Source organism: Enterobacter sp. DC4 (assembly GCF_000568095.1).
Lineage (GTDB): Bacteria > Pseudomonadota > Gammaproteobacteria > Enterobacterales > Enterobacteriaceae > Enterobacter > Enterobacter pseudoroggenkampii.
In genome coordinates this window covers 119,340-133,566 of the sequence record NZ_AZUB01000008.1, presented here as the reverse complement: position 1 = coordinate 133,566, position 14,227 = coordinate 119,340, and the positions used below count along the sequence as shown (strand labels likewise).

General features: G+C 55.7%; 14 protein-coding genes. 7 read left to right on the top strand and 7 right to left on the bottom strand.

Annotation, left to right across the window (positions count from 1 at the left end; genetic code table 11):
* Window positions 1-52: 52 nt before the first annotated feature.
* The gene (gene pitA, locus P349_RS04290) at window positions 53-1,552 is read right to left on the bottom strand and encodes an inorganic phosphate transporter PitA (RefSeq protein WP_032648248.1); all 1,500 of its coding nucleotides are present in this window, start codon (window positions 1,550-1,552) and stop codon (window positions 53-55) included.
* A 228-nt stretch (window positions 1,553-1,780) separates the two neighbouring features.
* Here pitA and P349_RS04295 point away from each other — a divergent pair, with 228 nt between their 5' ends.
* The gene (locus P349_RS04295) at window positions 1,781-2,977 is read left to right on the top strand and encodes an NAD(P)/FAD-dependent oxidoreductase (protein WP_032648386.1); all 1,197 of its coding nucleotides are present in this window, start codon (window positions 1,781-1,783) and stop codon (window positions 2,975-2,977) included.
* Window positions 2,978-3,009: 32 nt separating this feature from the next.
* Here P349_RS04295 and P349_RS04300 read toward each other — a convergent pair whose 3' ends face one another.
* Both P349_RS04300 and P349_RS04305 read right to left on the bottom strand, forming a co-directional pair.
* The gene (locus P349_RS04300) at window positions 3,010-3,948 is read right to left on the bottom strand and encodes an NAD(P)-dependent oxidoreductase (RefSeq protein ID WP_032648250.1); all 939 of its coding nucleotides are present in this window, start codon (window positions 3,946-3,948) and stop codon (window positions 3,010-3,012) included.
* Window positions 3,948-4,640, bottom strand: a complete 693-nt coding sequence (locus tag P349_RS04305; RefSeq protein ID WP_032648252.1) for an RraA family protein — start codon at window positions 4,638-4,640, stop codon at window positions 3,948-3,950. The genes P349_RS04300 and P349_RS04305 overlap by 1 nt, the downstream gene beginning before the upstream one ends.
* A 169-nt stretch (window positions 4,641-4,809) precedes the next feature.
* Here P349_RS04305 and P349_RS04310 point away from each other — a divergent pair, with 169 nt between their 5' ends.
* The gene (locus tag P349_RS04310) at window positions 4,810-5,547 is read left to right on the top strand and encodes an IclR family transcriptional regulator (RefSeq protein WP_032648255.1); all 738 of its coding nucleotides are present in this window, start codon (window positions 4,810-4,812) and stop codon (window positions 5,545-5,547) included.
* A gap of 37 nt (window positions 5,548-5,584) precedes the next feature.
* Here the strand turns inward: P349_RS04310 and P349_RS04315 are convergent, their stop codons facing one another.
* Window positions 5,585-6,919: an MFS transporter gene (locus P349_RS04315; RefSeq protein ID WP_032648257.1), complete on the bottom strand. Its 1,335-nt coding sequence runs from the start codon at window positions 6,917-6,919 to the stop codon at window positions 5,585-5,587.
* Between the two features lie 314 nt (window positions 6,920-7,233).
* Between P349_RS04315 and P349_RS04320 the strand changes: the two genes are divergently transcribed.
* Window positions 7,234-7,632: a potassium channel family protein gene (locus tag P349_RS04320; RefSeq protein ID WP_024908850.1), complete on the top strand. Its 399-nt coding sequence runs from the start codon at window positions 7,234-7,236 to the stop codon at window positions 7,630-7,632.
* Window positions 7,633-7,798: 166 nt separating this feature from the next.
* On the top strand, window positions 7,799-8,824 hold the full coding sequence (locus P349_RS04325) for a TerC/Alx family metal homeostasis membrane protein (RefSeq protein ID WP_032648259.1): 1,026 nt from the start codon (window positions 7,799-7,801) through the stop codon (window positions 8,822-8,824).
* 60 nt (window positions 8,825-8,884) lie between these two features.
* Here the strand turns inward: P349_RS04325 and P349_RS04330 are convergent, their stop codons facing one another.
* Complete coding sequence (locus tag P349_RS04330) at window positions 8,885-9,547, bottom strand: HAD family hydrolase (protein ID WP_024908852.1); 663 nt, start codon at window positions 9,545-9,547, stop codon at window positions 8,885-8,887.
* A 320-nt stretch (window positions 9,548-9,867) separates the two neighbouring features.
* Between P349_RS04330 and P349_RS04335 the strand changes: the two genes are divergently transcribed.
* Window positions 9,868-10,314 carry an NlpC/P60 family protein gene (locus tag P349_RS04335; protein ID WP_238550735.1) on the top strand — a complete coding sequence of 149 codons (447 nt, stop codon included), beginning with the start codon at window positions 9,868-9,870 and terminating at the stop codon, window positions 10,312-10,314.
* A 5-nt stretch (window positions 10,315-10,319) separates the two neighbouring features.
* Here P349_RS04335 and P349_RS04340 read toward each other — a convergent pair whose 3' ends face one another.
* Complete coding sequence (locus P349_RS04340) at window positions 10,320-11,114, bottom strand: SDR family NAD(P)-dependent oxidoreductase (RefSeq protein WP_032648263.1); 795 nt, start codon at window positions 11,112-11,114, stop codon at window positions 10,320-10,322.
* A gap of 32 nt (window positions 11,115-11,146) precedes the next feature.
* Complete coding sequence (locus P349_RS04345) at window positions 11,147-12,028, bottom strand: LysR family transcriptional regulator (protein WP_032648264.1); 882 nt, start codon at window positions 12,026-12,028, stop codon at window positions 11,147-11,149.
* A 99-nt stretch (window positions 12,029-12,127) separates the two neighbouring features.
* Between P349_RS04345 and P349_RS04350 the strand changes: the two genes are divergently transcribed.
* Complete coding sequence (locus P349_RS04350; RefSeq protein WP_024908855.1) at window positions 12,128-12,634, top strand: phenolic acid decarboxylase; 507 nt, start codon at window positions 12,128-12,130, stop codon at window positions 12,632-12,634.
* 452 nt (window positions 12,635-13,086) lie between these two features.
* Complete coding sequence (arnB, locus tag P349_RS04355; RefSeq protein WP_023309541.1) at window positions 13,087-14,226, top strand: UDP-4-amino-4-deoxy-L-arabinose aminotransferase; 1,140 nt, start codon at window positions 13,087-13,089, stop codon at window positions 14,224-14,226.
* The last annotated feature ends 1 nt before the right edge of the window (window position 14,227 follow it).

The following is a 14,227-nucleotide window of genomic DNA, read 5'->3' as shown; positions in this document are numbered from 1 at the left end:
GCATAAAAAAAGCGGGTCAGTTTCCTGACCCGCTTTTTGTGCCTTCAACCGATTAAATCAGCTTCAGCGAAATCCAGTACAGCCCGCCAGAAAGCAGGATGGATGCCGGAAGGGTGAACACCCAGGCCATCAGAATGTTGGTCACGGTTTTGCGCTGCAGGCCGCCACCGTCAACAATCATGGTACCTGCCACGGACGAGGAGAGTACGTGGGTGGTGGATACCGGCATACCGGTGTAGCTCGCCAGACCGATAGACACCGCCGCCGTCATCTGCGCGGACATACCCTGCGCATAGGTCATGCCTTTCTTACCGATCTTCTCGCCAATGGTGGTCGCCACACGGCGCCAGCCAATCATCGTACCGATACCGAGCGCCAGCGCGACGGCCATGATGATCCAGATTGGCGCGTACTCAATGGTGTTGAGCATATCGCCTTTCAGTTTCTTCAGGAGACGCTGGTCGTCAGCATTCACGTCAGGCAGCTTCGCCACTTTATCCGTCACATCAGAGATGCACAGCATAATGCGACGCAGCTGACCACGCTGCTCAACGGTCAGTTTGTCATAACTTTCGATATTGCCCAGCATGCCTTTGGCACGTTCCAGCGCGTTAATCGCGTTTGCCGGATGGCAGTGGAATTCGCCTGGCGCAGTCGCGGCACCGGCTTCCGGTGACGGGATTAACTGGTCAACGCCGGTCGCCTTCTTCAACAGGTCAGGATGCTGCTGGAAGTAGATTTCGACGTTGTTGACCGCATCGCGAGTACGGGTGATTTCGTAGCCGGAGGCATTCATGTTAACCACGAAGCCTGCCGGAGCAACGCCAATCAGTACCAGCATCACCAGACCAATGCCTTTCTGACCATCGTTCGCGCCGTGTGAGAAAGCCACGCCGATAGCGGAAATGATCAGGGCGATACGCGTCCAGAATGGCGGCTTTTTCTTGCCGTCTTTCTTTTCACGCTCTGCTGGCGTCAGGTGAATACGGGAGCGTTTTTTGGTATTGCTCCAGTAACGACGCAGGATGAAGATCAGCCCGCCTGCCACCACCAGACCCACGATAGGGGAGACGATGAGAGAGGCAAAGATCCCCAGTACTTTCGGGATATTTAACGCATCAACAACCGATGTACCGGTCATGAGGGCGTTGGTTAACCCGATACCGATAATCGCGCCGATGAGGGTGTGAGAACTGGATGCAGGCAGGCCGAAATACCAGGTACCGAGGTTCCAGATAATTGCAGCAAGCAGCATTGAGAACACCATGGCGAGGCCATGGCCAGAACTAACGTTAAGCAGCAGATCCGTTGGCAGCATATGCACAATCGCATACGCAACGCTCAGTCCGCCCAGGAGGACACCAAAAAAGTTAAATACCGCCGCCATAACAACCGCAAGCTGCGATCGCATTGCGCGAGTGTAGATAACCGTCGCTACTGCGTTTGCAGTGTCGTGGAAGCCGTTGATCGCTTCGTAAAACAGTACAAAAACCAGAGCAAGCAAGAGTAAAAGCCCGGTATGTAAATCCAGGCCGGCAAACAAATGTAGCATAGGACGTTACGCCATTTTGAGGACATGAACGCGGCGCATTATCCAGGACAAATGCACGGCGGGCAAAGTGAAATATAGACTTTTTTTGACATACCACCTGATTTGAGAAAAGTGCCTGAAAGGATATTCTTTAAATTTCAAGGGAATGGCTTTGTAATATCTTTTTACGCTGGTGTGACCACAGAGGAAACTTTACAATCCGCGGCAGTTAACAAAGAGGGTTTTGACGTGGAAAGGTTTGATGCCGTGGTAATTGGCGCCGGTGCGGCGGGTATGTTTTGTGCGGCGATGGCCGGACAGGCGGGTCGTCGCGTGCTGCTGCTGGATAACGGTAAAAAGCCAGGCCGTAAGATCCTGATGTCCGGCGGCGGGCGCTGCAACTTTACTAACCTGTATGTTGAACCCGCGGCCTATTTGAGCCAAAACCGTCATTTTTGTAAATCTGCGCTGGCGCGTTATACCCAGTGGGATTTTATCGACCTGGTCGGTAAGCACGGTATCGCATGGCATGAGAAGACGCTGGGCCAGCTGTTCTGCGACGACTCCGCGCAGCAGATTGTCGATATGCTGGTGGCCGAGTGCGAGAAGGGCGGCGTCGTCATGCGCCTGCGCACGGAAGTGCTGGAAGTCGCCCGTGACGGCCAGGGCTATACGCTACAGCTCAACGGTGAAACCGTCAGTGCCGATAATCTGGTGATCGCCAGCGGCGGCCTGTCTATGCCGGGTCTGGGCGCTTCCCCGTTTGGCTATAAGATTGCCGAACAGTTTGGCCTGAAAGTCTTGCCCACGCGCGCCGGGCTGGTGCCGTTCACGCTGCATAAACCGCTTCTCGAACAGCTTCAGACGCTGTCTGGCGTGTCTGTTCCCTCCGTCATTACCGCCGAAGACGGGACGGTGTTCCGTGAAAATCTGCTCTTTACCCATCGCGGCCTCTCCGGCCCGGCGGTACTGCAAATCTCCAGCTACTGGCAGCCGGGGGAATTCGTCACGGTTAACCTGCTCCCGGACTGCGATCTCGACGCGTTCCTTAACGAGCAGCGTACCGCGCACCCGAATCAAAGCCTGAAAAACACGCTGGCAATGCAGCTGCCGAAGCGTCTGGTGGAGTGTTTGCAGGTGCTGGGGCAGATCCCGGATGTGTCGCTCAAGCAGCTTAACAGCCGCGAGCAGGAGATGCTGATAGAGACCCTGACAAACTGGCGCGTGCAGCCAAACGGCACGGAAGGCTACCGTACGGCGGAAGTGACGCTGGGCGGGGTCGACACGAATGAGCTCTCTTCCCGCACCATGGAAGCGCGCAACGTGCCGGGGCTCTATTTTATTGGCGAAGTGATGGATGTGACCGGCTGGCTCGGCGGGTACAACTTCCAGTGGGCATGGGCAAGTGCCTGGGCGTGTGCTCAGGCGCTGGCAGAAGACAAGTGACATAAGCGCGCTGCCACTCGTCGCGGTTGGCTTTACGGGCTGACGGTGGTGACGTCCGTCACGGCCAGAATATTGCTCGCGGCCACGGTCCCCATCCTGATATATGACGCTGCGGTAACGCCGCCAATATGCGGTGAAATGACCACGTTTTCTACGGATTGCCAGAGGTGCGGCGCCGTCAGCGGCTCGTGGGGAAAGCTGTCCAGCGCTGCGCTGTGCAGCGTGCCATCCCGGAGCGCCGCCAGTAATGATTCACTGTGGATCAGTCCACCGCGTGCCGTATTGACCAGAATAGCGTTCCGCTTGCAGTGTGCAAGCGTCTGGCTATTGATCATCCCCCGGTTCTCATCGGTTAGCGGACAGTGCAAAGAGATAACATCGGAACGGGAAAGAATCCCGGTCAGCGTTTCTGCGCGTTCGCACAGGGCAGGCATGGACTTAGCATAGGGATCGTAAGCCAGCACCTTCATGCCGAAGGCGTGACCAATATTTGCCACGCGCGAGCCGATAGCGCCCAATCCGATTAGCCCCAGCGTCAATCCCTCCAGTTCAATGGATTTATGCGTCGCCTTATCCCAGTGCCCGTCCCGCAGCCGCTTGTCCAGAGGCACCACGGACTTTGCGCAGGCGAGGATCAGCGCCCAGGTATGTTCAGCCACTGCCGCTGCGTTTGCGCCTGGCGCAGCGCGGACGGCGATATTGCGCTCGGCCGCTGCCGTCTGGTCTATCACATCGATCCCGCTTCCGTGCTTGGAAATAACCTGCAGAGCCGGGGCAGCATCCATCACTTTCGCGGTGATCCGGCCGTAACGAACTAGAATCGCCACGGGATTGTGTTGTTCACACAGCGCGATCAGGTCATCTTCTGTGGGCTGGCGGCCTGCAAACACCACCTCAAAGCCCTGCAACATCACCATGGCCTGCTCCGCCAGGTCGCTTCCGGTAACCAGAATTACGTCTTTGCCCCCCATCACAGCGTCTCCCCGTCAGCTAACATACCTGCCTTACGAAGCGCGTCATCAAGCCAGTGTGGACGTAAATCACCTTCACGGATGGCGGCAAGACGCCGGGTCTCCATCTCCAGCTTTTCTTTTGCCAGCGCGATGACCTGCTGAACCTCATCGCGCGGGATGACGACCACGCCGTCGATATCAGCGACAACCAGATCCCCGGCCTGAACCGTCGCCCCGGCGACTGAAACGGGATGATTAACCCGGCCAGAAATTAACTTTGTCGGGCCGCATGGATTCAGACCGGCAGAAAAGACAGGGTAGTGGCCTTTGCTCAGGGAATCGGCGTCACGTACAGCGCCGTCAATAATAATGCCCGCAATGCCGCTCGCCTGAGCCTGAGTGGCCATGATTTCGCCCAGCAGCGCGCAGCTCAGGTCGCCTTTGCCATCGACGACCAGGACATCGCCGGGTTGCGCCACCGCCATCGCGGCATGAATCGCCAGATTATCGCCCGGACGGACTTCCACGGTGATGGCCGGACCCGCAACGGACATGTGTGGGGCCAGCGGTTTGATGCGGCCATGAAGCGTACCGCGGCGACCGGCCACGTCGGCCAGAATGGCTGCCTGATACTCGGCAGCCCGGTGAACGTCCTCGGCAGAAACGCGTTCGAACTGGCGATTAATCGGTTTTTTTTCAGAAACGGACATGAATGCCTCCATATTGTTTTACTTGGTACAATGCAGGTGTACAGTACAAAACAACTATAGCGGTGTTGCTTTCCTTTTAGCCAGACCCGAGGTGGCGTTTGTGATGTAAACACGAAGTGACTCACAAAATTTGAGGTACACTCACTGCCGGGCTAACAAGGAGATAATGATGGGGAATGAAGGCGTTGTAGCGGTTGAAAAAGCGCTGGCTTTACTGGATTGCTTCCGTCCTGGAGATGAGAGCCTGACGCTGACCGCGCTGGCACAGCTGTCGGGTTATCACAAAACCACGGTTTACCGCTTGATGAATTCTCTTGAACGGATGAATTACGTCGTAAGGCATGAAGACGGCAATTATGCGCTTGGCCCACGTCTGCTTTACCTCGGCAAGCTGTATGAACAATCTTTCCATCTTTCCCGGGTGGTTCAGCCAGAGCTTCAGGCACTCTCCCTGGCGTCTCAGGAGAGTGCCAGCTGGTATGTGCTGGAGGGCGGGCAGCGCCTTTGCCTGTTTCGCGCTGAAGCGTCGCACGGCCTGCGACACAGCAATCTTCCCGGCAGCCAGTTCCCGCTCGATAATTCGGCCATCAGTAAGGTCTTGCGCCATTGGGGGCTCAATGAGAGCCTGCCGGAGGGAGACGCTGAACTCCCTTTCTACACATCAGGCGCACGCGATCCCCACACCGCGGCGTTTGCGATGCCTGTTTTCGGCGTTCACGACAAGCTGGTTGCGGCGTTAGCCCTGACCGGCCCCATCTCACGGCTGACGGAAGATCGTCGTGAGAAGGAGATAGGTCCGTTGATGAAGGCGGCGGCCAGCCGTCTGTCGCAGAAAATGGGAGCCAGTAAGCCCTTCTGTCAGCAGTTCTTTGGTGAAACGAGCGACGCGGCGGAAGAAAGTCTATAATCGCAGAAGCGGGACGCGTATCCCGCTTCTGTCATCACTAATGCGTGACCTGTTTTTCGTGTAGCTGAGCGTTGCGGGCCTGCCGTCCCATAATGAGCACCGCGATACCCCCGGCCAGGCACAGCGCGGCCAGCGGAAGCATAGCCAGCGTGTAGCTGCCCGTCCGCTCGCTGATCATGCCGTAGGCATTTACCATTACCGCCCCGCCAATCAGATTCGCGATGGCACCAATCGCGGCCAGCCCCGCCGCCGCCGAGGAACTGCTCATCCAGCCAGATGCCAGCGCCCAGAAAGGCCCTTTCATAGAATACGCGCCTGTCAGGATAATGCTCAGGATCACGATAGTGGCAAAGAGCGAGACGCTTACAAAGGCAGCGAACACGCCGGCGGCAATCATAAACAGCGTCAGCGCGGTATGCCAGCGGCGTTCGTTGGTGCGATCGGAGTGTCGTCCCCAGACAATCATCAGAACCGATGCCAGACCGTAAGGAATGGCGTTAAGCAGACCTGTCTCAAGATTATCGAGATGGAAGGATTTCAGCAGTTGAGGAGACCAGACGCTGATCGTGGTGCCCGCGGAGGATGCGCCCGCGTAAATCAGCGCCATCAGCCAGATTTGGCGATGCTTCAGCAGCTGCCACGTCGTCTGGTGTCCGATGTTCTTTTGCTGGCTCCGCTCGGTCTCAAGCGTGGTTCCCAGCCATTTTTTCTGTTCATCACTGAGCCATTTCGCCTGATGAGGGCGATCCCGGAGAATAAACCAGGCCGCAATACCCAGCAGCACCGCAGGTAAGCCTTCAATAATGAACAGCAGATGCCAGCCGCGAAGACCCAGCCAGCCATCCAGCGACAGTATCAACCCGGAAAGCGGGGAGCCGATGAAGTTAGCGAGCGGGATGGCGACCATAAAGGACGCAATAATGCGCGCGCGGTAGCGGGAGGGGATCCACCAGGTCAGATACAGCACAACGCCGGGGAAGAAGCCTGCTTCCGCTGCCCCGAGGAGAAAGCGGACGATATAGAGCGACGTGGTATTTTGAACCAGCGCCATGCCCATGGAGACAATGCCCCAGCTGATCATAATGCGCGGGATCCACAGCCGGGCGCCGACTTTCTGCATGGCCAGGTTACTGGGTACCTCAAACAAAAAATAGGCCACGAAGTAAAGGCTGCTGGCGAAGCCAAACGCCGCTTTGCTGAGGCCAAGGTCCTCATTCATCTGCAGCGAAGCCATGCCGATATTCCCGCGATCGATAATCGAGACCAGGTAACTGACAATCAGAAACGGGAGAATACGCCAGATCACCTTCCGCATCGTCTCTCTTTCTATGTCCTCGGCGGCGGTCGCGCCGTTACGTAAATGTTCTGTCATTGTATCCTCGCAGGGTGTGTTCTTTGTTTTATTAGGTACAACTTAGTTTTATTAAACAAAACCACTATAGCGACGGCGCGTTCTTTTTATCCAGTTAATGGAAGGTTTAAATGGTGTAAATAAGAGGTGACTCACAGATAGTGCGCTCTGGATATCGCTTACAGCTGCTGACCAACCGCAAACAGGACGGGCTGGTAGGGAAATAATCACGCAACGCAATTATTGCACCAACTTTTCTGCTCCGTTCAACTAAGCTTCGACCAGATGCCCCGCCGCGTTAGTGGGGCCATATTCCTTTTGGTCGAGCACGCATCATGCAGCTACTCAGTATTATTATTTTGCTTACCCTAACTGTGGTGATTCATTCGCTGTGGATGTTTGGCGTTTTAAAATTCATCACATTAGAAGTCGATTCTGCGGTACGCATTGTTTTACGCAATGTCGGTATCGTGATCTCTATGATTTTCGCCCATCTCCTGGAAGCCGGGCTGTTTGCTGCGTTTTATTTTGTCATCGACGCGTTTAATGACTGGAATACCAGCTTCTACTTTTCGCTGGTGAGCTATGCGACGGTAGGGTACGGCGACGTCACGTTACCCCAGCACTGGCGGCTCATCGGCGGGGTGGAAGGGCTGGTGGGCGCGTTGATGGTAGGCTGGTCTGTGGCGGTTCTGGTGGCGGTGCTGCAGCGTTTGCGCGGCATGAGCGCTTAAACGGCAGATGCACGATCCCAGTCTGGTAAGGTAAAGTACCCCTCCTTGCGCGGCCAGATGGCTGCGATTTTGAGGGCGAAGAGGCTGATTAACGGCCCGCCCTTTTCTGTTCCTGGTTTACGCCAGTTTGCATGGTTCTGTGTTTTGTCTGCCAAAAGGGTTTTGTATGTCTGCTGCTCATCTCGGTTTCCCGACGGAAACCGTTGTTGTCTTTGTGGTGATGGCCGTTGGGGCGATGTTTATCGACCTCTTTATGCACCGTCACGATAAACCTGTCTCGCTGAAAAGTGCGGCCTTGTGGTCTGTTTTCTGGTTCTCGATGGCGATGGCCTTCGCCGGATTCCTGTACGTTCACCACGGCGCCGAGATGGCGAGTCTGTTCCTCACCGGTTATGCGCTGGAAGAGGTGCTCTCCGTCGATAACCTGTTTGTGATGATGGCGATCTTCGCCTGGTTCGGCGTGCCGGATAAGTACCGTCACCGCGTGCTCTACTGGGGCGTGCTGGGGGCGATTGTCTTCCGCGGCATCTTTGTAGCTATCGGCACCAGCCTGTTAAGCCTGGGGCCGTACGTTGAAGTGATTTTCGCGCTGGTCGTTGGCTGGACGGCGGTGATGATGCTCAGACGTAATGAAGAGAGCGACGAAGTGGAAGATTACTCGGGTCATCTCGCCTATCGCCTGGTGAAGCGCTTCTATCCGGTCTGGCCGAAAATCAGCAGCAATGCCTTTATTCTGACGCAGAAAGAGGTGGATGCGGAGCTAGAGAAGCCGGAAAACCAGGACGTGATGGTCGGCCGCGTGAAGAAGGCGAAGCGCTATGCGACCCCGCTGTTGCTTTGCGTGGCCGTCGTTGAGCTCTCTGACGTGATGTTCGCGTTTGACTCCGTGCCGGCCATTATTGCTGTGAGCCGCGAACCGCTGATTATCTACAGCGCCATGATGTTCGCCATTCTTGGCCTGCGTACGCTCTACTTCGTACTGGAAGCGCTGAAGCAGTACCTGGTACACCTCGAGAAAGCCGTGGTGCTGCTGCTGTTCTTCGTGGCGTTCAAGCTGGGGTTAAATGCCACCGACCACTTCTGGCATCATGGTTACAGCATTGGCGCGACGGCCAGCCTGTTTGTGGTATTAGGCGTGCTGGCGCTGGGGATTATTGCGAGCGTGATGTTCCCGGGAAAACGTGAGGCCTGATGTACCGCTTTTCTCCCTCTCCCTGTGGGAGAGGGCCGGGGTGAGGGCACCAGAGCGCACCTAACCCTTAATCGGTGAATTCCGGCGCTTGCGCGGCGGGTGGAAGTGCCGCCAGTGCGGATCCTGCGCCGCCGCCAGCAGCTCGTGGTCGCCGCGGGTGTCTCCCCAGGCGCGCAGGTGATAGGCGTTCAGATCGCCATACACTTTTTCAAGCCTTGCCACCTTCTGGGCGCAGCGGCAGTTGTGGCCCGTGATGCGTCCTGTCAGCTTGCCATCTTTCACTTCCAGCTGCGTGCCAATCAGCTTAATGCCCAGTTTGTCAGCCCACGGCTGAAGCACCAGCGCCGGAGAGGCGGAACAGATGGTCACCTCTGCACCGGAATTCACCTCAGCCGCCACCGCCAGAACCCCTTCGGGACGCATCAGCTTGTTCCAGTATTTTTCGCAAAAGGCTTCCGCCTGCTGGCGCAACCAGTGTTCATCCACGCCCGTCAGGAACGTTTTGATCAGCACTTCCTTTAGCTCATCGCGCGTCAGCTTACGACGCACGCAGTGGAGCGTGGGCAGCGCCATACGCACCAGACGACCCGCGAAGTAACGTTTCCCGAAGGCAAAGCGCAGGAAAGGAATAAAGCTGTCGTGGTGCGTTAATGTCCCATCAAAGTCAAAGACAGAGAGTACGCTGGATTTCGCCACCGTCTCGTCGGCAATCATATTGGTCATAAATACGTCTTAGCTGAAATACACATTCTGCGGATCAGTTTACCTGCTTTAGCTGGACAGTCCTTATACCACCACCATTTTTTTCTCCATCTTGCGATCTCAAAGTGAGTCCATTTTTGGTCTCGATAAGGATTGGTGAAAAAAAGAACTGCCTATATTATCGCCACATCGCACGATATTTCGGGGAACGATTGGCCCCCACAGGTAAGGAAAAACTCACTCACTACTTCTTTCTTGATATGACTCTTAGATCGCTTATTTCAATCCTCACGTTAAGTTTTGCTTCGTTTTCTGCAATGAGTTTTCAACTTCCAGCGTCAATGTTATCGATGAACAGTGCGCTGGCAGTATCACCGGCGAAATCTGCGCTGGTGCATCATGAAACAGGCCCGCTGCGCTCGCGTATTCTCGATCAATACCAGAAATGGAAAGGTACCCAGTACCAGTGGGGCGGAACCACGCATCGCGGGGTGGATTGCTCCGCGCTCATGCAGCACCTGTTCAGCGATGCCGTGCATCTCGACCTGCCGCGTACGACGAGCGAGCAGATCCATCGCGGGGTGCAGGTGACGCAATACCGCCTGAGGCCCGGAGATCTGGTGTTCTTCCAGACGGGGCCGAACCGCAGGCACGTCGGCGTTTACATTGGCGATAGCCAGTTTATTCATGCCTCAAGCAGCCAGGGCGTCACGGTCTCAACCCTGACTGATGGTTACTGGCAAGCGCACTACATTACCGCGCGTCGGATCGCAGGCAGTGCGGCCTGACCACGTCAGATAATGTCATCCACGACGCCGCCATCGACGCGTAACGCCGCGCCGGAGGTGGCGGAGGCCTGTGGCGAACAGACATAAATCACCATATTGGCCACCTCTTCAACCGTGGCCGCGCGCTGGATCACCGAGCTGGGGCGGTTGGCCATCACAAACTCTTTCGCCAGCTGCTCCAGCGATTTGCCGGTTTTTTCGATTTCATTTTTCATCATCTCTGCGAAACCGTCAGACATCGTCGGGCCTGGCAGTACGCTGTTGACCGTCACGCCGCTCCCTGCCACGAACTTCGCCAGCCCGCGCGCCAGCGAGAGCTGCGCCGTTTTGGTCACGCCGTAGTGGATCATATCCGCCGGGATATTGCAGGCCGACTCGGAGGAGATAAACACCACGCGTCCCCAGCCTTTCTGCACCATGCCCGGCAGCAGGGCGCGGGACAGACGCACGCCGGACATCACGTTGGTCTGCCAGTAACGCTCCCAGGTTTCATCGTCGGTGGAATAGAAATCCTCAGGACCGTAAATCCCGGCATTGTTGACCAGGATATCGACGTTATTCGCCACCTTCAGCAGCGACTCGACCCCTTCCGCCGTGCTGAGATCGGCAATCGCGGCGCGCACCTGTACGCCCGGCACTACCTGCTGTAGCTGTTGAATACCTTTGTTCACCGATTCCGTGCTGCGGCCATTGACGATCACTTCCGCCCCGCTTTCTGCCAGCCCTCTGGCAATGGCGAACCCGATCCCGCCGGTTGAGGCGGTCACCAGCGCCACTTTCCCCGCAAAGTCGATTTTCATCATCTGCTCCCTATCGTTTTAACGTTCGGACCTTAAAGAGTAGCAGGTGAGGATGACGGCTCCTGGCTAAAAAGGCGCAGCAGCGTCTCCACCTGCTCGTCAAGCGGGGTGAGGGAGCGCTTTACAATCAGGTGAAGCGGCGTTGCTCTGCGCGCACCGTGGCTCAGCGGCAGGCGTTTCAGGACGCCTTGATCCAGCTGGGTCTGGATGCGTTCCTCTGGCAGCCAGCCGTAGCCGACCTGAGAGACGACGGCCTCTATGGCGGCATCGATGGTGGAGAAGGTCCACGACTCACCGGCAGCACGTGCGGCGGGCTGGCTGTCCGCAATCTGGATAAGCGGCCACGGGCGCAGCATCTCATCATTTAGCGGCGCGTCGAGGTGAAAGAGGGGATGCTGGTGATGGGCCACGGCAACAAAGTCGATATTCATCAGCCATTCGCCGAGCCCGGTAATGTCCTGGCGGCGGGTTAAGATCATCACATCGGCTTCGTCGTTAATGGCGTCGGCGCGGGTGTTTTCCAGCACTTCGGTGAGACGGACCTGGGTCTGCGGATACTGCTGCTGGAACTGACGCAGGATAGCGAACAGGCGGCGGCGCGGGAAAATGGAGTCCACCACCAGATCCAACCGCGTGCGCATCCCGTTGCGAAGGGTCGCTGCGCGCGTCTCAACATACGAAAAGGCTTTCAGCAGCGGTTTAACCTGGCTGAGAAGAAGCTCACCGGCCGGGGTTAACACCGCCCGTCGTCCTTCCGGCACCAGGAGGGCCACGCCCAGCCGCTCCTGCAGCAGCGACAGGTTATAGCTCACCGAAGACTGGCTGCGGTGGGTTTCTTCTGCGGCTTTGGCAAAGCTGCCCGCTTCCACCACTCGTTCCAGTAAGGACCATTGTTCCAGCGTCGTCTTATGCATGATTTATCTAAAATTTGGATGAATTTGATTAAAACATAGCGTTATTCATCCATTTTTTGAAGGGGTACGATCGTCTCATCAAAACAAAGGAGACATCTTATGAACACCTTCGACAAACACGACTTAAGCGGCTTCGTTGGCAAACACCTTGTTTATACCTACGACAACGGCTGGAACTACGAGATTTACGTCAAAAATGAGACGACCCTGGATTACCGTATTCACAGCGGCCTTGTGGCTAACCGTTGGGTGAAAGATCAGCAGGCTTACATCGTGCGGGTAGGGGAGAGCATCTATAAAATTTCCTGGACCGAGCCAACAGGCACCGACGTCAGCCTGATTGTGAACCTGGGCGACAAACTGTTCCACGGCACCATCTTCTTCCCGCGCTGGGTCATGAACAACCCGGAAAAAACCGTCTGCTTCCAGAACGACCATATTCCGCTGATGAATAGCTATCGCGATGCGGGTCCGGCGTATCCAACGGAAGTGATTGATGAATTTGCCACGATCACCTTTGTGCGCGACTGCGGTGCAAATAATGAAAGCGTTATCGCCTGCGCCGCCAGCGAATTGCCGAATGATTTTCCTGCTAATCTTAACTAAGCGCGACAGTTGAATGCGCGACAATTGATATTAATAGAAAGTTCCCGGAGGATGACGGAATTCCCGCCCAAACCTCCGGGATTTTTATTTTGGTTGAGTATTCATTTACTTTTCTTATAATTTTAATGTAAACGAAATGAAATAGTAGAGTAATCCCTGTGAGTCCACCCACAAAAAAACAAAAAAATAGTTAGAATCACTATCCTGCTGTTGTAAAACGATTTTCTATCCTATTTTATGTGCTGTTTCCCTTCCGCTCTTCGCCTGTCTTAATTTTTTCCTAAGAAAACGACGCTACTTTTGCTTCAGTTGATGGTTTGTTGACATAACTGTTATAGCGACTTAATTTTATTTGGTCTTTATTTAATAACCATCTTGCATGATCCCATTGAGCTGCCCATTACGACAGCGCAGTAAAAGATGACGCCTTTAATACAGCAAGGAAATTAATAATGAGTGATTTTCTGCCTTTTTCGCGACCGTCGATGGGCGCTGAGGAAATTGCGGCGCTTCAGGACGTTTTGATGTCGGGCTGGATCACCACGGGGCCTAAGAATCAGGAACTTGAAGAGGCATTCTGTCAACTTACCGGGAATCAGCATGCGATTGCCGTCTGTTCAGCCACCGCGGGTATGCACGTCACGCTGATGGCGCTGGATATTGGCCCGGGCGATGAAGTCATTACCCCTTCCCAGACCTGGGTCTCCACGCTGAATATGATCGTGTTGCTGGGTGCCACACCGGTCATGATTGATGTGGACAAAGATACATTAATGGTGACGCCAGAAGCCGTTGAAGCCGCCATTACCCCGCGTACCAAAGCCATTATTCCCGTTCATTATGCCGGCGCGCCGTGTGAAATCGACGCTATCCATGCCATCGGTGAACGTCACGGTATTCCGGTGATTGAAGATGCGGCCCATGCCGCCGGAACGTACTACAAAAACCGTCACGTGGGCTGGAAAGGAACGGCAATTTTCTCCTTCCACGCCATTAAAAATATGACCTGCGCGGAAGGCGGCTTAGTCGTCACGGATAATGCCCAGCTGGCACAGCGGATCCGCAGTCTGAAATTCCACGGCCTGGGCGTAGATGCCTATGACCGCCAGACGCACGGTCGTGCGCCGCAGGCGGAAGTGATCGCGCCGGGCTATAAATACAACCTGGCGGACATTAACGCCGCGCTGGCGCTGGTGCAGTTGGGCAAACTGAAAGAGGCCAACAGGCGCCGCCAGGAAATCGCTGAACGCTACCTGCGGGAGCTGGCCGATACGCCGTTCCAGCCGCTCACCATTCCGTCATGGCCGCACGTGCACGCCTGGCACCTGTTTATTATTCGCGTTGATGAAGCGCGCTGCGGGATCTCACGCGACAACCTGATGGCGGCGCTGAAAGAGAAAGGCATCGGTACCGGCCTCCATTTCCGCGCGGCCCACACCCAAAAATACTACCGCGAGCGTTTTCCTGATGTATCGCTCCCGAATTCTGAATGGAATAGCGCGCGTATTTGTTCCCTCCCTCTTTTCCCGGACATGACTCATGACGACACAACCCGTGTCATTACCGCACTCCATCAGCTTGCAGGACATTGAT

What these genes read in the sequence shown, in the direction of transcription:
- P349_RS04315 (WP_032648257.1), bottom strand. Translation starts at nt 6,919, where the DNA reads ATGACAGAACATTTACGTAACGGCGCGACCGCCGCCGAGGACATAGAA.
- pitA (WP_032648248.1), bottom strand. Translation starts at nt 1,552, where the DNA reads ATGCTACATTTGTTTGCCGGCCTGGATTTACATACCGGGCTTTTACTC.
- P349_RS04330 (WP_024908852.1), bottom strand. Translation starts at nt 9,547, where the DNA reads ATGACCAATATGATTGCCGACGAGACGGTGGCGAAATCCAGCGTACTC.
- P349_RS04340 (WP_032648263.1), bottom strand. Translation starts at nt 11,114, where the DNA reads ATGAAAATCGACTTTGCGGGGAAAGTGGCGCTGGTGACCGCCTCAACC.
- P349_RS04320 (WP_024908850.1), top strand. Translation starts at nt 7,234, where the DNA reads ATGCAGCTACTCAGTATTATTATTTTGCTTACCCTAACTGTGGTGATT.
- P349_RS04325 (WP_032648259.1), top strand. Translation starts at nt 7,799, where the DNA reads ATGTCTGCTGCTCATCTCGGTTTCCCGACGGAAACCGTTGTTGTCTTT.
- P349_RS04350 (WP_024908855.1), top strand. Translation starts at nt 12,128, where the DNA reads ATGAACACCTTCGACAAACACGACTTAAGCGGCTTCGTTGGCAAACAC.
- P349_RS04310 (WP_032648255.1), top strand. Translation starts at nt 4,810, where the DNA reads ATGGGGAATGAAGGCGTTGTAGCGGTTGAAAAAGCGCTGGCTTTACTG.
- P349_RS04335 (WP_238550735.1), top strand. Translation starts at nt 9,868, where the DNA reads ATGTTATCGATGAACAGTGCGCTGGCAGTATCACCGGCGAAATCTGCG.
- P349_RS04300 (WP_032648250.1), bottom strand. Translation starts at nt 3,948, where the DNA reads ATGGGGGGCAAAGACGTAATTCTGGTTACCGGAAGCGACCTGGCGGAG.
- arnB (WP_023309541.1), top strand. Translation starts at nt 13,087, where the DNA reads ATGAGTGATTTTCTGCCTTTTTCGCGACCGTCGATGGGCGCTGAGGAA.
- P349_RS04345 (WP_032648264.1), bottom strand. Translation starts at nt 12,028, where the DNA reads ATGCATAAGACGACGCTGGAACAATGGTCCTTACTGGAACGAGTGGTG.
- P349_RS04305 (WP_032648252.1), bottom strand. Translation starts at nt 4,640, where the DNA reads ATGTCCGTTTCTGAAAAAAAACCGATTAATCGCCAGTTCGAACGCGTT.